The organism is Kineosporia sp. NBRC 101677, assembly GCF_030269265.1.
Taxonomy (GTDB): domain Bacteria; phylum Actinomycetota; class Actinomycetes; order Actinomycetales; family Kineosporiaceae; genus Kineosporia; species Kineosporia rhizophila.
The window spans coordinates 671,696-692,743 of sequence record NZ_BSTA01000003.1; the positions used below are offsets into that span (position 1 = coordinate 671,696).

Sequence of the window (21,048 nt, forward strand, 5' to 3'; positions counted from 1 at the left end):
CCGCAGCGGCCTTCTTGAGCCGTGGCACTCGTCCACAATGGGCGGATGGTCACGCTGCCGGAAGAACTGCTGAAGACCGCTGCCAACGCTGACGAGAAGTTCCGGGCCTGGGCCCTGGACCTGCCGTCGGTGGTGGCCGGCTACGCGGCCCGGTGGGACCTGCGGCTGGGCGAGCCCTACCAGCCGGGTGGGGCGAACTCGTGGGTCGCGCCGGCCAGTGACCAGAACGACCGGGCGCTGGTGCTGAAGGTCAGCTGGCGGCACTACGAAGCAGAGGACGAGGCCGCGGCCCTGGGTGCCTGGGCGGGCCGTGGGGCGGTGCGCGTGTTTGCACACGACACCTCGGCCACCACCACCGCGCTCCTGCTCGAACGCTGCGACCCGGGCACCCCGCTACGGGAACTGCCCGAGCCCGAGCAGGACGAGGTGCTGACCGGGGTGCTGCGGCAGCTGTGGCAGATGCCCACCGGCGAGCACGAGTTCCGGCCTTTGAGCCAGATGTGCCAGGCCTGGACCGCCGGCAGCGAGGCCAAGTTCGCCCGGACGCCGGGCCTGCTCGACGCCGGACTGGTCCGGGACGGTCTGGCCCTTTTCCGCCAGTTGCCCGCCGAACCCGTCGAATCCGTCTTGCTGTGCACCGACCTGCACGCCGGCAACGTGCTGGCCGCGCAACGCCGGCCGTGGCTGGTGATCGACCCCAAGCCGTACCGGGGCGACCCCTGCTACGACGTGCTGCAGCACCTGCTCAACTGCGAACGGCTGTTCACCGACCCCCGCGAACTGGTCCGCCGGGTGGCCGGGTTGGCCGGGCTCGACGCCGACCGGGTACAGACCTGGTTGTTCGCCCGCTGCGTGCACGAAGCAGCCGAACAACCGGCCCTGCGCCCGGTCGCCGCCGAACTGGCGCCCTAGCCCTCCAGCGGGGGCAACTCACCGCTCTTGACCACCTGGCTGTACCACTGGCCGGAGTCCTTCACCGTGCGCACCTGCGTGTCGTAGTCGACGTGCACCAGCCCGAAACGCTTGCCGTAGCCGTAGGACCACTCGAAGTTGTCCATCAGCGACCAGGCGAAGTAGCCGCGCACGTTCGCCCCCGCGTCCAGGGCCCGGCCCACCGCCTCGAGGTGGGAGTGCAGGTACGCCGTGCGGCGCTCGTCGTGCACCGCACCGTCCGCGCTGACCACGTCGTCGATCGCCGCCCCGTTCTCGGTGATGTACAGCGGCAGGCCGGGCCGGCGCTGGTGGATCTCCAGCAGCAGGTCGGTCAGGCCCTGCGGGTCGACCAGCCAGCCCATCTCGGTGTACTCGCCCTCCGGCCGCACCCGCATCACGCCGTCGACCAGGGTGGGCTGGAACGGGTCGCGGTCCGGGTCGTTCCCGGCCCGCACGGTGGCGGTGGAGTAGTAGTTCAGGCCGAGCGCGTCGAGCGGGGCGCTGATGATCTCCAGGTCGCCGTCCTGCACGAACGACCAGTCGGTGAACGCGGCCGTGGCCTCGAACAGGCCCTCGGGGTAGGCGCCGTCGAGCTGCGGGCCGAGCAGGATCTCGTTGTTGACCAGGTCGAGCTTGTGCTTCACGGCGACGTCTTCGGGCGCGTCGGTGTACGCCTTGTTCACCTGGAGGTTGTGCGAGATGGCGACCTTCGCCTGGCTGCCGGCCTTCTCGCGGATCGCGGCCGCGCCCAGGCCGTGGGCCAGGTTGAGGGTGTGCACCGAGGCCAGGGCCTGGGCCGGGTCCTTGATGCCGGGGGCGTGCTCACCCGAGAGGTAGCCGAGGTAGGCCGCGCACCAGGTCTCGTTCAGGGTGATCCAGAGGTCGATCCGGTCGCCCAGGGCCTCGGCCACCAGCCCGGAGTACTCGGCGAAACGGTAGGCGGTGTCGCGGTTCGGCCAGCCCCCGGCGTCCTGCAGCGGCTGCGGCAGGTCCCAGTGGTAGAGCGTGAGCGCCGGGGCGATCCCGGCGTCGAGCAGCTGGTCGGTCAGGCGCTTGTAGAAGTCCAGACCGGCCTGGTTGGCCGGGCCCGAGCCGGTCGGCTGGATGCGGGGCCAGGCCACCGAGAACCGGTAGGCGTTCAGCCCCAGGCCGGCCATCAGCTTCACGTCGTCGGCGAGGCGGTTGTAGTGGTCGATCGCGACGTCGCCGTTCTCACCGTTCACCACGGCGCCGGGCACGCGGGAGAACGTGTCCCAGATGGACGGCCCGCGGCCGTCCGCGTCGACCGCCCCCTCGATCTGGTACGACGAAGTCGCGGCACCCCAGAGGAAGTCGGCGGGAAAGTTCCGGGTCATGAGTTCTCCTGAACAGCATCGGTCGGGGTAGCTGGTGTCGCTGGTGCAGCAGTCGGGTCGGTCGCGGGGTTGCCGCTCGGCCGGATCGGCGCGGCCGGCCGGACGCCCACCGCGCGAAGGTCGTTGGCCGAACGCAGCACTCGGGCGCTGGTCAGCTCGGCCGGGTCGAGCTCGGCCGTGGTGCTGACGAAGAAGCTGACCTGGGCGCCGGCGGGCAGGCTGACCACGCCGTCGTCCACCGTGGCGTCGGGCGCCAGGCGGTCGGGGTGCACCGTGACGTCGGCGGCGAAGCTGCGGGCCCGCACGTCGAGCCGGTAGCCCCCCTCGGTCTTCTCCACCGTTGCCTCCAGCGGAGCCGGGTCCAGCTGCAGGGCAACGTCTTCGGCGAAGGTGTGCACGGCCCTCAGCCCGTCGGACTCGGCCACCAGCACCTCGGCGGACGCGTCCTTGGCCGTGCTCAGGTCGGCCTCCAGCGGCACGACCTGGACCGACCGGGCGGGCACCTCGAGCGCCGGGGAGGACTCGGCGTAGCGCTCACCGGCGAAGGTCTCGCGGCGCACCTCAGCGGTGGCACCCCAGATCTCGTCGGTGTCGTTGACCGCGACCAGGCTGAGCACACCGTCTCGCGGGGCCAGGTACAGGGCCCGCGGAGCCGAGGCGCGGCGCAGGGCGAACCAGACCGGCTTGGGACGCTCGGCGTGGTCGACCAGGGCCCAGGAGACCACCGGCCAGCAGTCGTTCAGCTGCCAGACGATCCAGCCCGCGGTACGGGGCCACCAGGAGCGGTAGTGCTGCACGGCGTGGCGCACGGCCCGGGCCTGGTTGAGCTGGGCCGCCCAGTGCCAGTCCTCGAAGTCGCGGGGCACACCGGTGTGCGGCTCCATGCCGCGGTCGAGCTTGCCGGTGCCGTCGTCGGCCTTCTGGTGGATCAGGAAGACCGGGTCGGCGCAGGGCTCCTCGAGCGCGGTCAGCGGACCGCCGTCGGCCGCGTGCACGTGATCGGTCAGCGTGCGCCAGGCCGGCGGGCCCTGGAAGCCGAACTCCGAGCAGAACCGCGGGATCTCGTTGCTGTAGGCGCTCCAGTCGATCCGGTTCCACACGTCCCACTGGTGGTGGGTGCCGCGGTCGGCGTCGTTGGGGTGCGCCTGCTCGGGCGTGCGCCGGGGCGTGAACGGGCTGTTGGCCGAGTAGGGACGGGTGGGGTCGAGTTCGGCGACGATGTCGGCGAACAGCTTCTCGGCGTACTCCTGGCCCCAGGTGAGCTCGCCCAGCCGCTCCTTCCAGCCCCAGTCCTCGTGGCCCCAGAGGTTCTCGTTGCCGCCGTTCCACAGCACCAGCGACGGGTGCGTCATCAGCCGCACCACGTTCTCGCGGGCCTCGGCCTCGAACTCGGAGCGCAGCGGCTCCTCCTCGGCGTAGGCGGCGCAGGCCAGCAGGAAGTCCTGCCAGACCAGAAGGCCGCGCTCGTCGGCCAGTTCGTAGAAGTCGTCGGACTCGTAGATGCCGCCGCCCCAGACCCGCAACAGGTTCAGGTTCGCCCCGAGCGCCTGGTCGAACCGGCGCCCGAGCCGCTCGCGGGTGATCCGGGTGAGGAAGTGGTCGTCGGGGATCCAGTTCGCCCCCCGCACCTCGATCGGCCGGCCGTTGACCACGATCGTGAACTTGCTGCCGTGCTCGTCGTCGCCGGTGTCGATCTCGACGGTGCGGAAACCGATCCGGCGACTCCACCCGTCCAGAAGCTGTTCTTCGTGGCGCAGTTCCACGCTCAGCTCGGCCAGCGGCTGCTCGCCGTGCCCGACCGGCCACCACAGCGGGGCGTCGGGCACGCGCAGGGTGAGCACCGCGCCGTCCTCGTCCGCCGGAATGGTCGCCGTGCCTTCGACTCCCGACACCGAGACGCGAACCTGCACGGGGGTGGCGGACTCTCGGCCGGAGCGCTCGATGTTTACATGTACGGCAGCGGTTCCGGCGCCGTCGGCAGCCACCCCGACCAGAGGACGTACCTGGGCCAGCCGGGCGGTGGTCCAGCGCTCGATCCGCACCGGCTTCCACAGCCCGACGGTACGCAGGTCGGGACCCCAGTCCCAGCCGAACGAACAGGCCATCTTGCGAACGAAGTTGAACGGGCGCGGCGAGTAGGCGCCGGGCCGGTCGCCGAGCCGGTCGCGCAGGGCCTCGGCCCAGGTGGTGGCCGAGGTGAGGTCCACCGTCAACGGCAGCTCGGAGCCGGCGAGAAGGTCGGTGACGTCGAACCGGTAACCGCGGTGCATGTTCGCGGTCTCGCCCAGCAGCGTCTCGCCCAGCCGGATCGCGGCGACCGTGTCCACGCCCTCGAACACCAGGTCCACCCGCTCACCCGGCGCCGCCGGGTCAGCCTGGGCCGGGGTGATCGTGGTGGCGTAACGCCAGTCGGTGCGGTGGAACCACTCCAGAGCGCTCTCGTTGGCGTCATCGTACGGGTCGTCGATGGCGCCCACGGCCAGCAGATCCGTATGGACGCTTCCGGGCACCGTTGCGGCGAAGGTTCCCTGGGCGGTCACCGGCACCGAGCCGGCCGTCGCGGTGACCGTCCAGCCGGCGGTCACACTCTCGTGCTTCACAAAGCCCTCCCAGGCGTGATGGTTTGGTTCTCGCGCACGACCAGCACTCCCCCGGCGGGCACGGTCGCAGTCGGGCCGACCTTCTCGTCGGTCAGCAGGTCCACCCCGGCGGCCTCGACGTCTACCGCGTCGTCCCGGTGGTTGATCAGGAACAGGTACGACGCCTCAGGGCCGATGCGGCGCACGGCCTCCAGACCCGGCGGCGCCACAACGGTGCGCGGCAGCCCGGTCTCGTCGATCAGCCGGTCGACGATCGTCTCGATGCTGCTCTCCGGCAGGGCGGCCGACACGTACCAGGCCGCTCCGGAGCCCACCGCTCTCCGGGTCACGGCCGGGCCACCCGCCAGCGAACTGGTGGTGTAACTGAGCACCGTCTCGGCCCCGTCCAGAAACACCCGCTCCGTCCAGTCCCGAACGAGACCACCGTCGTCCAAAAGCACGTGTTCGTCGCTCTGGAGGGGGTAGAACTCGTCGGTCCAGGCGCCCAGGACGTCGCGGAAGGCGCCCGGGTAGCCACCGGTACGCACCCGCCCGGTCGGTTCACAGATGCCCGAGAGGTAGGTGACCAGCAGCGTGCCGCCCCGCGCGGGCACCGCCGAAAGGTGTTCGGCCACCTCGTCCTCGACCAGCATCAGCGTGGGCGCCAGCACCAGGTCGTACCCGTCCAGCTCGGCGTGCGGCGGAACCAGGTCGAGCAGCACCTGACGCTGCCACAGCGCCTTGTGCCAGGCCCGCAGCTCCCGCCCGTAACGCAGCCCCCGGTGCGGCTTCAGGCCGTGCTGCAGGTACCAGCCCGACTCGTCGTCCACCACCATCGCCGCCCGGGCCGGCTCCACCGGCGAGCCGGCCACCTCGCCCAGTGCCCTCAGGTGCCCACCGAGCTCGACCACTTCCCGCCAGATACGCGAACGCTTCCCGCTGTGCGGCAGCATCGCCGAGTGGAACTGCTCGGCCCCGGCGGTGGAGGCCCGCCACTGGAAGAACATCGCCCCGTCCGAACCCCGCGCCACGTGGGCCAGGGCGTTACGGGCGATCTCCCCCGGATCCTTGGCCCGGTTGCGCTGCTGCCAGCTCGGCCCGCCGGTGGAGTGCTCCATCAGCAGCCAGGGCCGGCGCCCGGCCGACATCCCGCGCATCCGGTCGCCCGCGCAGGCCAGCTCGATCGCCCGGTCCGGGTCGTCGACCAGGGTGTAGTGGTCGTTGGCGACGATGTCGGTGTGCGGGGCCCAGCGGGCGTAGTCGACGATCTGGGCGCCCGGCCCGACCATCAGGTTCGTGGTGACCGGGCGGTCCGAGAACTGCTGCACCACCTGACGTTCGGCCTGGTAGTGCTTCAGCAGGGCATCGGAGGAGTAGCGCTCGTAGTCGAGGAACAGGCCCGGGTTGGGTGCGCCGTGCTTGCCGCGCGGGGGCAGAATTTCAGCCCACTCGCCGAACCGGTGACCCCAGAAGGCGCTTCCCCACGCCTGGTTCACCGCCTCGACGGTGCCGTACCGCTCGGCCAGCCACTCCCGGAAGGCCTGGGCCGAGACGTCGCAGTAGCAGCGGGCATTGCCGCCACCCAGCTCGTTACCCACATGCCACAGCCGCACCGCCGGGTGCCGGCCGTAGCGCTGGGCCAGCTGCTCGGCGATGCGCAGGGCGTAGAAGCGGAACACCGGTGAGCTCGGGCACCAGGCGTTGCGCCCGCCGGGTGGCTCCTGGTAGAGGTCGGCCAGGCGCGGCAGGATCTCCGGGTGGGCGGTGTGCAGCCAGCTCGGCGGTGACGCGGTCGGGGTGGCCAGGTTGATCCCGATGCCGTTCTCGTGCAGCAGCCCGACGATCTCGTCGAGCCAGCCGAAGTCGAACACACCGTCGGCCGTCTCGATCAGCCCCCAGGAGAACACCCCGAGCGTGACCAGGTTGACCCCGGCCTCGCGCATGAGCTCCACGTCCTCGAGCCAGGTCTGGCGCGTCCACTGCTCGGGGTTGTAGTCACCCCCGTAGACCAGCCCTTCGGCCAGATTCATGCGGCCGCCTCCTGGGTGCCGGTGGGCACCCATTCGCCCAGATGGTGGTCGTAGCCCACCGAGTCGTCGATCGAGTCGCGGTCGGGGGCGGTGGAGCGCACCACCCCGCCCACCCGGTTGGGGTCGGGGGCGGACAGGGCGAGCAGCTTGGTGTAGTCGTGGTGCGGGTCGAGGATGACCGCGTCGGACGGACCGCGTTCCACCACCCGGCCGTGGTGCAGCACCAGGATCTCGTCGGAGAAGTGCCGGGCGGTGGCCAGGTCGTGGGTGATGTACAGCACGGCGAGCTGGCTTTCGCGCTGCAGCCGGCCCAGCAGGTTCAGCACGCCCAGCCGGATCGAGACGTCCAGCATGGAAACCGGTTCGTCGGCGATCAGCACCTGCGCCCCCGGAGCCAGGGCCCGGGCGATGGCCACCCGCTGGCGCTGACCGCCGGACAGCTCGTGCGGCCGGCGCTCGGCCATGTCCTCGGCCGGGGTGAGGTTGACCCGCTCGAGCATGGCCAGAACCTCGTTGTGCGTGGCCGCAGCGCCTTTCGTGCGGCGGTGCAGGCGCAACGGGCGGGCGATGTGATGGGCGACCGAGTGGAACGGGTTCAGCGAGGCGAACGGGTCCTGGAAGACCATCTGCACCTCGCGGCGGTAGGCCGAACCCTCGACCAGGTTCCCGTCGTCGGTACGCACCTCGATCCGGCCCGACGTCGGGCTCTCCAGCTTGTTGAGAAGCTTGGCGATGGTCGACTTCCCGGAGCCGGACTCGCCCACCAGGGCCACCGTGCGCCCCGGCGTCAGGTCGAAACTCACGTTGTTGACCGCCCGCAGCCGGCGCCGGCGCAGACCGTCGCGGATCAGGTAGTCCTTGGTCAGGTCGGTGACGTGCACGCTGCTCACGCGGCGCCCTCCTCGGTGCGGCCCATCCGGACGAAGTCGCTGCGCTCACCGGTCAGGCTCGGGAAGGAGCCGAGGAGCTTGCGCGTGTAGGGGTGCTGCGCGCCCTTGTGCACCTGCTCGGCGGTGTCCAGCTCGACGATCTCACCGCGGTACATCACCGCGATCCGGTCGGCGATCTCCAGCAGCAGCGGCAGGTCGTGGGTGATGAAGACGACGGCGAAGTCGAGTTCGTCGCGCAGCCGGACGATCTCGCGCAGGATCTCGCGCTGCACCACCACGTCCAGGGCGGTGGTCGGCTCATCCATGATCATGATCTGCGGCTGCAGCAGCATGGCCATCGCGATCATCACCCGCTGCCGCATACCGCCGGACAGCTCGTGCGGGTAGGAGCGCAGCCGCACCGGGTCGACCCCGACCCGGGTGAGCACCTCGGCCGAGCGCTCGCGGCGCCGGGCCTTCGACATCTTGGAATCGTGCGCCTTCAGCGTGTCGTCGAGCTGGTAGCCGATCGTGCGCACCGGGTTCAGCGAGTTCATCGCCCCCTGGAACACCATCGACAACTGCGACCAGCGGAACTGGCGCAGCTCCTCGTTCTGCAGGGCCAGCAGGTCGATGTCGCCGCCGTCGCGGTCGTGGAAGACCACCGAGCCCCCGGCGATCCGGGCCGGCGGCTGGTGCAGCCGGTTGATCGCGTAGGCCAGGGTGGTCTTGCCGCAGCCGGACTCGCCGGCCAGGCCGAGGATCTCGCCCCGGCCCAGCTGCAGCGAGGCGGAACGGACCGCGGTGACCGGCTGCTCGGTCTCGTAGACGACGGTCAGGTCGGTGACGGTGAGAACCGGACGCCGGTCGGTCGCCTTCGCGGCCGCCTGGTCGGCAGTGATCGTCATCAGGCTTCCTTCCTGAGCCGGGCGGCCGCCTTGCGGGCCCGCTTCCGGGCGGTGCGGGCGTTCTTCAGCCGGGGGTCGATGATCTCGTCGATCGAGAAGTTGATCAGCGACAGGCCCATCCCGAACAGGGCGATGATCAGGCCCGGCGGCACGAACCACCACCAGGCGCCGACCGGCAGCGCGAAACCGTTCTGGGCGTAGAACAACATGGTGCCCAGGGTGGAGGAGTTCGAGGCGCCCAGGCCGAGGAACGACAGGCCGGCCTCGCCCAGGATGGCGGCGATCACCGCGTAGACGAACTGCGAGGCCAGCACCGGCAGCAGGTTCGGCAGGATCTCCACCCCGATCACCCGCCAGGGCCGCTCCCCCGACAGCTGCGCGGCCGCCACGTAGTCGCGGTTGCGCACCGAGAGCGTCTGCGCCCGCAGCACCCGGGCCGAGGCGGCCCAGCTGGTCAGGGCCAGCACCAGGGCGATGGTCCACAGGCCCCGGCTCTCCGGCGGCACGAACCCGGAGATCACGATCACCAGCGGCAGGCCGGGGATGACCAGGAACACGTTGGACAGCAGGGAGAACGCCTCGTCGGCGAACCCGCCCAGATAGGCGCCGTAGATGCCGAAGAACGCCGACAGCACGGTGGCCAGGACCCCGACCAGCAGCCCGATCTGCAGCGAGCCGCGGGTGGCGTAGGCCAGCTGGGCCAGCACGTCCTGACCGGTCTGGGTGGTGCCCAGGAGGAAGTCGCCGGACGGGCCGGACAGGCCGATGTTGTTGATCGCGTCCGGGTCACCGACCAGGAACGGGCCGAACAACCCGAAAAGGCTGATCGCGGCGACCAGTCCGAGGCCCACCGCCAGCCAGGGGGTCATCGTCGGCAGCAGGGCCCGCCAGCCGCGACGGCGGGGCTGGGCGGCCGGGACGGCGGCCGGGGTGGGCGGCGGCGAGGCCAGCGGCCCGCCCGGGCCGGTGGCCGCGGCCGGCGCGGCGGGAGTCTCCTGGACGATCAGGGCCGCATCGGTGGTGGAACCCCCGGTGGGCCGGGCCTGCTCGGCCGGCGCCGGGGGCTGGACTCCTGCGGAGGCCGGGGTCTCGGAGTGCGAGGTACTCATCCGGTACTCCTCTCAGGCGTTCGCGCGGGTGCGCGGATCGATCAGGCCGTAGAGCAGGTCGACGACCAGGTTGGCGCCGAGCACGGCCAGGGTGATGTACAGGAAGATGCCCTGCATCAGGGCGTAGTCGTTGTTCTGCACCGCCGAGAGCAGTTTCGAGCCGATGCCCGGGTAGGAGAACACCTGCTCGGTGACCACCGAGCCGGAGACCACGAAGCCCAGCGAGATGGCGAAACCGGCGATCGAGGGCAGGACCGCGTTGCGGGCGGCGTAGTTGCGCAGGATCGTGCGCTCCGGCAGGCCCTTGGCCCGGGCGGTCAGCACGTAGTCCTCGGACAGCGTGGAGACCATCATGTTGCGCATCCCCAGCAGCCAGCCGCCGACCGAGGCCAGCACGATGGTCAGCGCCGGAACGAAGCCGTAGCGGATCGCCGACTCGATGAACGGGGCGTTGAAGCCGGGGTTGAGCACCACGTCGTAGCCGCCCTGGGAGGGGAACCAGCCCAGCACCCGGGCCAGGAAGTAGACCAGCACCAGGGCCAGCCAGAAGTACGGCACCGCGGCCAGGATGGTGGTGGCCGGAACGGCCGAGTCCAGCCAGGTCCCGGGCTTCCAGCCGACGATCGCGCCCAGCCCCACGCCGAGCACGGCCGCGATCACGGTGGCGATGCCGACCAGGGCGATGGTCCACGGCATCGAGGTGGAGATGACCTCGGTGACCGGCGCCGGGAAGTAGGTCACCGACGCCCCCAGGTCACCGTGCACCAGGTTGACCAGGTAGTCCCAGTACTGCACCAGCAGCGGGTCCTTGTTGTCGCCGCCGAGCAGGGCCACGAACGCGGCCCGCGACTCGGGGGTGACGGTGCCGCCCCGGGCCTGCAGCTTGTTCAGCAGGATGTCGACCGGGTTGCCGGGCAGCAGACGCGGGATCGCGAAGTTCAGGGTGATCGCGGCCCAGACTGCCACCGCGTAGAAGAGCAGCTTGCGCAGGACGTAGTTCATCTCGGAGGAACCGCCTTCCGGTGGACGAGGGGGGTCGCCCGGGCCCGGTGCTCAGGTCAGCACCGGGCCCGGGCCGCGAAAGGCGTTCTCAGGAGACCGGCTTGAGGTTCTTCAGGATGATGGTGAAGTCGTTGCGCGACCACACCGCCGGCACCGCGTACAGGTTGTCCTGGGTGGGCCAGCCGGTGAACTTCTTGACGTTCCACTCACTGGTGGTGCCACCGGTCAGGATCGGGATGTAGGGCATGTCCTCGACGATCGCCTTCTGGATCACGTCCAGGTGCGGCTGCCGGGCGGCCGTGTCGTCCAGGGCCAGACCGCGCAGGGCCTTGATCGCCTTGTCCACGTCCGGGTTCGAGAACCGGGAGACGTTGTTGCCCGCCATCTTCCCGACCTTGGCCGTGCCGGCCGAGTCGAAGAAGTTGTTGTACACGTAGTACGGGTCGGGCGCCGAGCCCTGGTAGAGCGAGTCGATGGCCAGCTGGAACTTGCCCTGGGCCTTCTTCTCGGTCCACTCGTTCCAGGACGACTGGGCCACCTTCAGGTCGATCCCGGCCGGCTTGAGCTGCTGGGCCATGGTCTGCACCGCGGTGATGTAGTCGGTCCAGCCGGTGACCACCTCGACCGTGACCGAGAGCTTGTCGCCACCCTTGGCGTAGATGCCGTCGCTGCCCTTGGCCCAGCCCGCACCCTCGAGCTCGGCGGAGGCGGCCGCCAGGTCCGGGGTGTTGGCGGTGACCGGCTCGGACACCGAGGAGGAGATCATCTCCTTCTGGTTGGTGGGCAGGGCGAAGGTCGGCGAGATCTCGCTGGCCGTGCCCTGGAACGCCAGCGCGTTCAGCTGCTCGCGGTCGAGGGCGCGGTAGATCGCCCGGCGCACGGCCGGGTCGGTCTGCGGCCCGGTGCACCCCAGCTCCTCGTTGGAGCAGGTGAGCAGCGCCATCTGGCTCTGGTTGACGGTGACCGCGTCGTAGCCGGGGTAGGTCTCGGGCACGTTCTGGATGTTCGGCACCGGGCCGGTCTGCCAGTCGATCGTGCCGGCCGAGATGCCGTCGGCGCCGGCCTGGTTGCCCGACAGCGACAGGAACCGGACGGTCTTGATCGCCGGGACCTCGCCCCAGTAGTCCTCGTTGGCGACGTAGGTGAACGCCTGGGCCTTGAACTCACCGAGCTTGTAGGGCCCGGTGCCGACCGGCTTCTCGTTGACGAAGGTCTCCGGGTCCACGTCGGCCCACAGGTGCTCGGGCACCATGTAGGTGTTGCCGAGGATGTCCGGGCCGAGGGTGAAGGCCGGCTCGGCGAAGGTGAACTTCACGGTGCCGTCGTCGACCGCCTCGGCCTCACCGTCGTAACCGATGTTGTTGTACGCGGTGGTCTTCTTCAGCAGGTCGAAGGTGAAGGCGACGTCCTTGGCCGTGAACGGCTTGCCGTCGGTCCACTTCACGTCGGTGCGGAGCTTGACGGTGAGCTCGGTGCCCTCGTCGTTCCACTCGTACTCGGTGCCCAGCAACGGTTCCGGATCACCGGAACCGGCCTTGTTGATGAAGAACAGCTGTTCGTAGACCGCCCCACCGCCGCCGATCTGCGAAGGCGAGAAGGGGTTGAAGTTGATCTGGTAGTCACCGGCCTGACCGGTGTAGGCGACCAGGGTAGTGGTTCCCCCGCCGCCCGATCCCTCGCTGCTGCCACTGCTGCCGGAGCAGCCCGCCACCAGCATCCCCAGGGCGACCATTCCGGCCGACACCTGCAGCACCCGGGCCCGCTTCGACTGAGAGCGAGCCCTTTTCGCCGTAAGGAACATCCTTGGTCCTTCCCGTTGACCGCCTGCCTGACCGGCGGCTCGTCTCCCGCAACTTTGCGGTGGCGCAATTCTTACGTTGCTAAATTTAGTGTGTCAATATAGTCCTGGGACATCGCGACGGTGCTTGTTCACAGGCCTGGCCGTGCTCCCTGACCTGCGCCTTTGAACTCACTGACTGCGAGGGAGCGCTTTGGCGACACCGACACTCGCCCTCGTCCTCGACCTGATCCGGACCGCCGGCCCGATCAGCCGGGTGGAGCTGGCGGCCCACACCGGGCTCACCCCCGCGACCATCACCAACACCGTGCGCGACCTGCTGGCCGGGGGTCTCGTACGGGAGACCGGGCGCCGACCGGTGGCGGTCGGCTCCCCCCGTCGGCTGCTGGATCTGGACCCGGACGCCTGGTACGCCGTGGGCGTCCAGCTGTCCCGTTCCGCCATCACCACGGTGGTCACCGACTTCACCGGCCGCCGTCTGGTCAGCGCCCAGTCGCCCGGGGTCGGCGACGGAACGCCCCAGGCCACCCTGACCACGCTGGCCGCGCACGTGGAGCACCTCCTGGCCTCGGCCGCCGTGCCCCGCGAGCGGGTGCTCGGCCTGGGCCTGGTCAGTCACGGGCCTCAGGACCGGGAACGCGGAATGATCCTCACCGCGCAACCGACCCCGGCCTGGCAACGTTTCCCCCTCACCTCCACCCTGGCCGAACTGCTGGCCCTGCCCGTGCTTCTGGAGAACGACGCCACTGCGGCGGCGGTCAGTGAGCAGTGGACAGGAGCGCTGGACGTGGACACGTTCGGCGTGGTCTGGGTGGGTGGGGGTATTGGCGGCGGCGTAGTGGTCGGCGGGGAGACCTTCGGCGGGCCGATCGCCAATCCCGTGGAGATCGGTCACGTGCCCCTCGACCCCGCCTCGACCGTGTGCGCCTGCGGAAATCGGGGCTGCGTGGAGGTGACCGCCGGGCCCGGCGCGGTGGTGGCCCAGGCCATGACCGAGCCGCTGGAGCGCGGGCGGCTGCGCCTCTCCGGCCGCCCTGAGGACACGCTGAACGACTTCGAGCGGCTGGCGGTGGCGGCCGACCGGGGCGACCGCTGGGCGAAAAGTCTGCTCGTAAGCTCGGCGGAGCGTCTGGCCGACGCGGTGGTGACCCTGATGAACCTGTTCGACCTGGACACCGTGGTGCTGTCCGGGCCGGCCATGGTGACCGCCGGGCCGCTCTACGCCGAAGCCGCCACCCGGGCCGCCGGGCGCGGGGCCCTGGCCCGATTACTGCGCCCGGTGCGGGTCCTGGTGTCTCCGGACGCCGGTACCGCCGCAGCCGTGGGCGGGGCGCTGGTCGTGCTGCGTTCCCCGTTGGCCCATGCGGAACCGGTCACCGCGGCCGGCACCAAGGTCGCACCCCTGACCGCCACCTGAACCCTGCCGCACCACCAGCCGAACCGCGGCATCGCCAGGCGAACCCGCGCGGCACCGCCAACCAAACCCGCAGCACCGCCAATCAAACCCGAGGCACCGCGAGCCGAACCCGCAGCACCACCAACCAATCCCGAAGCACCGCGAGCCCAACCCGCGGCACCGCCAACTAAACCCGCGGCGTCGCTGGCCGAACCCGCGGCACCGCTAGCTGAACCCCCGCTGCGCGCCGGCCCACCGAGCCGGCCGCACCCGACATCCCGTCAAGGAGCACCGTGGCTCTCTCACCCACCCGGCCCGCCGTCGAGACCGAGTTCGCCCCGGCGTCCGTGATCCGGCGCGACGGAGTCGCCGTCGTGGTGCGGCACCCCGCCGACGCACCGCCGATCGTGCAGCACTGGGGCGCCGACCTAGGTCCGCTCGACCCCGACGACCTGCTTGCCCTGACCGATGCCGACGAGCGCCAGACCCGGCCGGGCACCCTGGACGCCGCCTGGCGTCCAGGGGTGCTGCCGACCGAACCGGACGGCTGGCCGGGCCGCCCCGGTCTGCTGCTGGTGCGGGCCGGGGTGCCCCTGGTCCCCCGCTGGCAGGCGGTCGACGTCACCGTCACCGACCACGCAATGGTCTCGGAAGTGGCCGACGCCGAGGCCGGGCTGGTCCTGACCACCCGGCTGCACCTGGAACCCGGCGGCCTGCTGGGCGTGAAGCACACGCTCACGGCCGAGCACGAACCGGTCGAGGTGCACTGGCTGGAAGCCGTTCTCCCGGTACCCACCCGGGCCGACGACGTCACCACCTTCTCGGGCCGCTGGACCCGCGAGAAGGCGCCGCAGACCTCACCTCTGGGCCGCGGCTCCCTGGCCCGCCAGACCCGCCGCGGGCGGCCGGGCCACGACCAGCCCTGGCTGCTGGCGCTGTCCGAGGGCACCGCGAAGGCCCGCACGGGCGAGGTCTGGGCCGTTCACCTGGCCTGGAGCGCCGACGTCACCTACCGCACCGACCGCCTGCCGGACAATCCCACCCTGCTGGGAGCCGGGGAACTGCTGCGCCCGGGCGAGATCGTGCTGGGGGCAGGCGAGTCCTACTCCTCCCCGACCGCCTGGTTCGCCTGGTCCCCGGCCGGTCTGGACGGGGTGAGCGCAAAGTTCCACACCTACCTACGTTCCCGTCCCCACCATCCCGGCACCCCTCGTCCTCTGGTTCTGAACACTTGGGAGGCGGTCTACTTCAACCACGACCCGGCCACGGTGGAGCGCCTGGCCGAGCGGGCGGCCGCCATCGGGGTGGAGCGGTTCGTGCTCGACGACGGCTGGTTCCTGGCCCGGCGGGACGACACCCGGGGTCTGGGCGACTGGGAGGTGGACCGCAGCGTCTGGCCGGAGGGCCTGCAGCCGCTGGCCGAGCGGGTGCGCGCGCTGGGGATGCAGTTCGGCCTGTGGTTCGAGCCCGAAATGGTCAGCCTGGACTCCGATCTGGCCCGCGCCCACCCGGACTGGCTGCTGCACGACGCGGCCCAGGTGCCCTCTCCGGCCGACCTCTCCTGGCGCACCCAGTTCGTGCTCGACCTGGCCCGTCCCGGGGCGTACGAGCACGTGCTGAACCAGATGAGCACCCTCGTGGCGGATCTCGGCCTGGCCTTCATCAAGTGGGACCACAACCGTGACCTGGTCGACGCCCGGCACGAGGGCCGGCCGGGGGTCCACGCCCAGACCCTGGGCGCCCTGCGGCTGATGGCCGAGCTCAAGGCCCGCCATCCCGGGCTGGAGATCGAGTCCTGTTCCTCCGGCGGGGCCCGCAGCGACCTGGGCGTGCTCGAGGTGGCCGACCGGGTCTGGGCCAGCGACTCCAACGACGCCCTGGAACGGCAGGACATCCAGCGCTGGACCGAACTGCTGCTGCCGCCCGAGCTGATCGGCGCCCACGTGGGCCCGCCGACCGCGCACAGCTCGGGGCGCACCCTGGACCTGTCCTACCGTCTGGCCACGAGCCTGACCGGGTCGTCCGGATTCGAGTGGGACATCCTGCAGTGCGACGATCAGGAGACCGAGCAGTTGCGCCGGTTCGGCGAGCTCTACCGGGAACTGCGGGGCCTGCTGCATTCCGGCACGGTGGTGCACGGCGACGTGCGTGATCCGGCGTTGCGGGTGCGGGGCGTGGTGGCGAACGATCTGAGCGCCGGGGTGTGGACGGTGGCCACGGTGGCCTCGCTGGAAGACGCACGGCCCGAACCGGTCCGCCTGCAGGGTCTGGCTCCCGAGCGCCGTTACCGGGTGCGGGTGCGCGAGGAGGTGGGGCAGGCTCGCTGGGGCTGGATCACGCCGGGCTGGCTCTCCAAGGGCGAAGTTGTGCTGCCCGGAAAGGTTCTCGAGACGGTCGGGCTGCAGCTGCCCGCGCTCTGGCCGCAGCAGGCGCTGGTGCTGCACGCCACCGCGGTCTAACTGGTGGGTGAACTGGGCGAACTCAGCGCACCGAGGTGAGCGGGGGGCCGGTGGAGGCGCGGGCGACGACCTGGGCGCCGGGCGAGGTCTGCACCACCGGCTCTTCCCCCCGCACGGCCCGCAGCAGCACCCCGGCGGTGATCACGCCCAGCTCGTGCACGTCCCGGCTGACCACTGACAGGGGCGGGTGGCAGATCCGGCTGTTCGCCGAGTCGTCCCAGGCCAGGATCGAAAGGTCTTGTGGCACAGCCAGACCCTGCTCCTGGGCGGCGGCCAGGCCGGCCACCGCCATCAGGTCGTTGTCGTACACCAGGGCGGTGGGCCGGGGGTCGAGGGCGAGCAGCTCGACGGTCAGGCCGCTGCCGGAGGCCGCGCCGTAGTCGCCCTCGCGCCGCACCCCCTCTCCCCCGGCTGCGGTGACGGTTTCGGTGAACGCGCCGGCCCGGGCCTGGGTGTGGCGGTAACGGTCGGGCCCGGAGACCCAGCCGATGTGCTGATGGCCCAGCCGGGTGAGGTATTCCACGGCCGAGCGCATCGCTGCGGCGTTGTCGTAGTCGACCACCCACGCCCCCGAGCCGGCCTCACCGCCGATGTGCACGGCGGGCAGCCCGAGCTCGGCGCACACCGCCGGCCGCGGGTCGCCCTCCACCAGGTCGGAGACCACCACCACGTCGACCAGGCCCTCGGCCACCCAGCGCCGGTAGGCCAGGATCTCGGCCTCCAGGTCGGGCACGATCTGCAGGAACACGGTGCCGCCGAAGCGGTCCAGCTCCTCCTCCAGCCCGGCCAGCAGACTGGCGTAGAAGGGCTCCAGGCCACCACCGTCGTCCATCGACAGGAGAGCCATCCCGACCCGTGGGCCTCCGCGGGGCGCCACCGCTGCAGTCATACCGTCCGGCATCCCGCCAATATGGCACGCGCCGGAAACCGGTGCGTCGGTGGACCGGCCGCGTGCCATGCTTGCCTGCGTGCACGGAGCGGATGCGGGACCTGAGACGCAGAAACGAGCGCGCCGGGCCCTGCGCACGCCGACCCGGCGGCTGGTGCTCGACCTGATCCGGACCCGGGCCCCGATCAGCCGGGTCCAGCTCGCCGAGATCACCGGTCTCACTCCGGCCTCGATCACCCACGCGGTGCGTTCGCTGCTCGACGAGGGGCTGGTGCAGGAGAGCGGCCTGCGCGAGCAGACCGGCGGCAAACCCCGGGTGATGCTGACCATCTCGGCCCGGGCCCGGTGCACGGTGGGGGTCCAGCTGGGCGCCGACTGGATCGTGGTGGTCCTCACCGACGCCCGCGGAGCGGTGATCGGGCGGATCCGGGTGCGCGGCGCCCGGCAGGACGAGCCGGCCGAGGTGATCGGGGTGGTCGCCGTGCACGTCGGCACCCTGCTGCGGGCCACCGCGATCGGCCCCGACCAGCTGATCGGGGCCGGCCTGGCGGTGCCGGGAACGATAGATCCGGAACTGGGGACGATCCGGGTGTCGCCGTCCCTGCCCCGCTGGAGCGGTTTTCCGGTGCGCACGGCGTTGTCCGAGGCGTTGGGTGTGCCGGTGGTGATGGACACCGACGCCACTGCGGCCGCCGTGGGCGAGTACTGGAGCGGGCGCCTGGCCGGGGCCGACGCGCACTGCACCCTCTACATGGGGGCCGGCATCGGGGCCGGGTTCGTCCTGGCCGGGGTGGTGCACCGCGGCGCCGGTGGCAATCCCGGCCCGCTGGGGCGACTGCACCTGCACCGCACCGGAAGGGAGCCCGGTCCGGCCCTGGAAGACCTGGCCGCACCGCATGCGGTGGCCCGGCGGGCCCGGCGGGCCCTGGATGACGGACGGGTGTCGGCCATCGCGCTGACCGAGGACGAGGATCCCTTCCGGGACTTCGGGACGATCGCCTCGGCCGCCGTGCACGACGACCCCCTGGCGCTGGAACTGGTCGAGGAGTCGGCGCACTACCTCGCCGATGCCGTGGTCACGGTGGCCGACCTGCTCGACATCGACTCCCTGGCACTGGCCGGGCCGTCGTTCAGCACGGCCGGTGCTCTCTACGTGGCGGTGCTCGAGCAACGGCTGCAGCCCGGGCGCGACCGGGTGAACGTCACCCTGGCCGCGCACGTGGCCGATGCGGCCGCGGTCGGCGCGGCCGCCCTGGTCTTCCACGAAGACCCGGTGAGCGCTCCCCCGTCGGTGCCCACCGACGTCCGTAATGTGCCGTCGGTCTACCAGGTACCTACGTCCTGATCCCCGCAAGAGCCTGCGCGATGATCTGCGCCGCCTCGGGGAAGCGCTCCGGATCGGGACCGCAGTAGTTGAGTCGTACGTAGGCGCCGGACGGCTCGGCGGGAAACCACTCGTCCCCCGAAGCGATGACCACTCCCCGCACCTCGCACGCCCGCACCAGCTCGTTCGGATCAGTCCCGTCGGGCAGACGCAGCCACAGGGACAGTCCGCCCAGCGGCACCTGCTCGAGGTGGGCGTCCGGAATGTGTTTATGGACGACCGCGGCCAGCTGGTCACGCCGGTGCCGCAGTTGTTGGCGCATCTGCCGTAAATGAGTACGCCAGGAAGGCTGAGTCACCACGTCCAGGGCCGCGTTCTGCAGAAGCCCACTGACGTACATGGTTTCGGTTCCCCGGTCGGCCGTGATCCGACCGTAGGCAGGACCCCGGGCTATGAGCGCGGCCACCCGTAACGCCGGGGAGACGCTTTTGGTCAGCGAGCGCAGGTAGATGACGTGTCCCGCGTCGTCCTGGGCGACCAACGGGCTGGGGTCGGCGTCGATGGCCAGGTCATGGGCCCAGTCGTCCTCGATCAGGAAGGCGTTGTAGGTATGCATCAGCTCCAGCACCGTGCGGCGCAGTTCGCCGGACCACTGCCCGCCGGTGGGATTGGCGAACGTGGGCTGTGCATAGAAAGCCTTGGCACCCGTGCGTTGTAGCGCCTCCTCGATCTCCGCCGGGTCCGGACCGTGGGGACCGACGGCAACCGGTACCAACTGCACGCCGGTCTGGGCGGCAGCGACGATTGCCCCCCAGTAGGTCGGGGACTCGATCAGCATCGGCTCCCCCGTCCCCACCACCGCCCGGAAGATGGAGCTCAGGCCGCTCTGACTGCCGGGCAGGATCAGGACGTCACGCGCGCGGGGCGGCTGTACCCCGGGCGGGGTGTGCTGGGCCACCTCTCCCGCGAACCAGGCCTGAAGGGCGGGTTCTCCGTGCGCGTGCGAACGGGTGACCGCAGCCTCCGACCGGGCAGCACGGGTGATCGCCGCGCGCACCTGCCGTTCGGGGAGCAGTTCACGGTCGGGGTAGCCGGAATGCAGGATGATCGCGTCCGGGGCTGCCGCCCGCTGCGTCGACGACGTCAGCGGCAGACGGCGTTGCAGAGCACCAAGAGTGGACGTTTGCCAGCTGTAGTCGGCGGGTGGGTGTTCGCGTGCCATCCTCACGAACGTGCCTACCCCCGGGCGGCTCTCGATCAGCCCGGCCGAGGTCAGCGCGCGCATGGCCTTCTGCACCGTCAGGGGGCTGGCCGCATGCTGGGCACACAGGGCCCGGCTGGAGGGCACCCGGGTCCCCGGGGGCACGGTGGCGATCCATGCGCGCAGGTCGGCGACGATGCGCTCGCTGCTATCCTGACTCATGTCAGCAGACAGTAGCGTTATCGCTTCCCCGGCCCCGGTGCTATTGCCGGTGAGCGGCCTGCGGTGGGGGTTCGCCGGGGTGGTCGCGTTCTCCTTCACGGTGATCTTCACCCGGATAGCCGTGCGCGGGCTGCCGCCGCTGTTCATCGGGGCGGGCCGGGCCGTGGTCGCCGCCGTCCTGGCCGCCCTGGTCCTGTCCATCGCTACGCGTTACCAGCCCCGTTCCCAGTCTCGTTCCCGGCCACGTGGTCGGCAGTGGGCGCAGCTGGCGGTGGTCGCCGCCGGGGTGGTCCTGGGCTTCCCGGTACTCACCTCGTACGCGCTCAGCGAGGTCCCGGCCGGGCACGGAGCGGTGGTGATCGCGATCCTGCCGGCCGCCACCGCCGTGGCCGTGGTGGTGCGGACGGGTGAGCGGCCGGCCCGCTCGTTCTGGGTCTTCGCCCTGGTCGGGGCGGTCGCGGCGATCGGATTCGCCGCGCTGGGTTCCGGCGGGCTGGGCGAGCTGCACGGGGCCGACCTGCTGCTGTTCGGGGCGGTGGTGGCCGGAGCAGTCGGTTACGCCGAGGGCGGGCTGCTCTCGCGCCGGCTCGGCTCGTGGCAGACCATCTCGTGGGCCCTGGTGGTGGCGGCGCCGGTGATGCTCGCCCTGACCGGTCTGTCGATCGCCCAGCAGGACCCGCAGGCCCAGCAGATCACGCAGGCCACGGCCGGGCAGTGGGCGGCCTTTGGCTACCTCAGCGTGGTCAGCATGTTCCTGGGCTTCTTCGCCTGGTACCGGGGGCTCGCGATCGGGCCCATGGCGCAGGTCAGTCAGGTGCAGCTGGCGCAACCGGTGCTCACCCTGGCCTGGGCGGCCCTGCTGCTGGGCGAGACCCTGACCGCTCCGACCCTGGCCGGCGGCCTGGCCGTGGTGGGCTGTGCGGCGCTGGCCGTGCGCACCCGCCTTTCTCCCTCTTCCGGGTGACTGCGGCCGC

15 protein-coding genes are annotated in these 21,048 nt (G+C 71.2%); 5 read left to right on the forward strand and 10 right to left on the reverse strand.

Translation table 11 applies throughout. The annotated features are described in order from the left end of the window. Positions 1-45 precede the first annotated feature (45 nt). Positions 46-912 carry an aminoglycoside phosphotransferase family protein gene (locus tag QSK18_RS11985; protein ID WP_232810945.1) on the forward strand — a complete coding sequence of 289 codons (867 nt, stop codon included), beginning with the start codon at positions 46-48 and terminating at the stop codon, positions 910-912. Here the strand turns inward: QSK18_RS11985 and QSK18_RS11990 are convergent. The 8 genes from QSK18_RS11990 to QSK18_RS12025 form a co-directional block, all read right to left on the reverse strand. Further along, positions 909-2,288 carry a GH1 family beta-glucosidase gene (locus QSK18_RS11990; protein WP_232810944.1) on the reverse strand — a complete coding sequence of 460 codons (1,380 nt, stop codon included), beginning with the start codon at positions 2,286-2,288 and terminating at the stop codon, positions 909-911. The two genes, QSK18_RS11985 and QSK18_RS11990, sit on opposite strands and share 4 nt — an antisense overlap. Then, positions 2,285-4,888 carry a glycoside hydrolase family 2 protein gene (locus QSK18_RS11995; protein WP_285618817.1) on the reverse strand — a complete coding sequence of 868 codons (2,604 nt, stop codon included), beginning with the start codon at positions 4,886-4,888 and terminating at the stop codon, positions 2,285-2,287. Before QSK18_RS11995 ends, QSK18_RS11990 begins: the two co-directional genes overlap by 4 nt. Beyond that, a complete protein-coding gene (locus tag QSK18_RS12000; RefSeq protein ID WP_232810940.1) occupies positions 4,885-6,897 on the reverse strand; it encodes a beta-galactosidase in 2,013 nt (670 codons plus the stop codon). The genes QSK18_RS11995 and QSK18_RS12000 overlap by 4 nt, the downstream gene beginning before the upstream one ends. Then, entirely contained in the window at positions 6,894-7,787 is an 894-nt protein-coding gene (locus QSK18_RS12005; protein WP_232810939.1) for an ABC transporter ATP-binding protein, read from the reverse strand. The genes QSK18_RS12000 and QSK18_RS12005 overlap by 4 nt, the downstream gene beginning before the upstream one ends. Next, positions 7,784-8,674: an ABC transporter ATP-binding protein gene (locus tag QSK18_RS12010; RefSeq protein ID WP_232810938.1), complete on the reverse strand. Its 891-nt coding sequence runs from the start codon at positions 8,672-8,674 to the stop codon at positions 7,784-7,786. Before QSK18_RS12010 ends, QSK18_RS12005 begins: the two co-directional genes overlap by 4 nt. After that, positions 8,674-9,783, reverse strand: a complete 1,110-nt coding sequence (locus QSK18_RS12015; protein WP_232810935.1) for an ABC transporter permease — start codon at positions 9,781-9,783, stop codon at positions 8,674-8,676. The genes QSK18_RS12010 and QSK18_RS12015 overlap by 1 nt, the downstream gene beginning before the upstream one ends. Positions 9,784-9,795: 12 nt before the next feature. Beyond that, entirely contained in the window at positions 9,796-10,785 is a 990-nt protein-coding gene (locus QSK18_RS12020) for an ABC transporter permease (protein ID WP_232810934.1), read from the reverse strand. Positions 10,786-10,873: 88 nt separating this feature from the next. Further along, entirely contained in the window at positions 10,874-12,586 is a 1,713-nt protein-coding gene (locus QSK18_RS12025) for an ABC transporter substrate-binding protein (RefSeq protein WP_232810932.1), read from the reverse strand. Positions 12,587-12,776: 190 nt separating this feature from the next. Here QSK18_RS12025 and QSK18_RS12030 point away from each other — a divergent pair, with 190 nt between their 5' ends. Both QSK18_RS12030 and QSK18_RS12035 read left to right on the forward strand, forming a co-directional pair. Continuing rightward, on the forward strand, positions 12,777-14,000 hold the full coding sequence (locus QSK18_RS12030; protein WP_232810929.1) for an ROK family transcriptional regulator: 1,224 nt from the start codon (positions 12,777-12,779) through the stop codon (positions 13,998-14,000). A 272-nt stretch (positions 14,001-14,272) separates the two neighbouring features. Continuing rightward, positions 14,273-16,438, forward strand: a complete 2,166-nt coding sequence (locus QSK18_RS12035; RefSeq protein ID WP_285618824.1) for an alpha-galactosidase — start codon at positions 14,273-14,275, stop codon at positions 16,436-16,438. Between the two features lie 22 nt (positions 16,439-16,460). Here the strand turns inward: QSK18_RS12035 and QSK18_RS12040 are convergent, their stop codons facing one another. Next, on the reverse strand, positions 16,461-17,339 hold the full coding sequence (locus tag QSK18_RS12040; RefSeq protein WP_232810926.1) for a LacI family DNA-binding transcriptional regulator: 879 nt from the start codon (positions 17,337-17,339) through the stop codon (positions 16,461-16,463). Positions 17,340-17,406: 67 nt separating this feature from the next. Between QSK18_RS12040 and QSK18_RS12045 the strand changes: the two genes are divergently transcribed. Continuing rightward, on the forward strand, positions 17,407-18,672 hold the full coding sequence (locus QSK18_RS12045; RefSeq protein ID WP_232810924.1) for an ROK family transcriptional regulator: 1,266 nt from the start codon (positions 17,407-17,409) through the stop codon (positions 18,670-18,672). On the opposite strand, the gene QSK18_RS12050 is transcribed toward QSK18_RS12045, so the two are convergent. Continuing rightward, positions 18,662-20,074 carry an aminotransferase-like domain-containing protein gene (locus QSK18_RS12050; RefSeq protein ID WP_285618828.1) on the reverse strand — a complete coding sequence of 471 codons (1,413 nt, stop codon included), beginning with the start codon at positions 20,072-20,074 and terminating at the stop codon, positions 18,662-18,664. The two genes, QSK18_RS12045 and QSK18_RS12050, sit on opposite strands and share 11 nt — an antisense overlap. On the opposite strand from QSK18_RS12050, the gene QSK18_RS12055 reads away from it, so the two are divergent. Continuing rightward, positions 20,073-21,038, forward strand: coding sequence for a DMT family transporter (locus QSK18_RS12055; RefSeq protein WP_352396517.1), 966 nt, complete (start codon positions 20,073-20,075; stop codon positions 21,036-21,038). The two genes, QSK18_RS12050 and QSK18_RS12055, sit on opposite strands and share 2 nt — an antisense overlap. Positions 21,039-21,048: the final 10 nt, after the last annotated feature.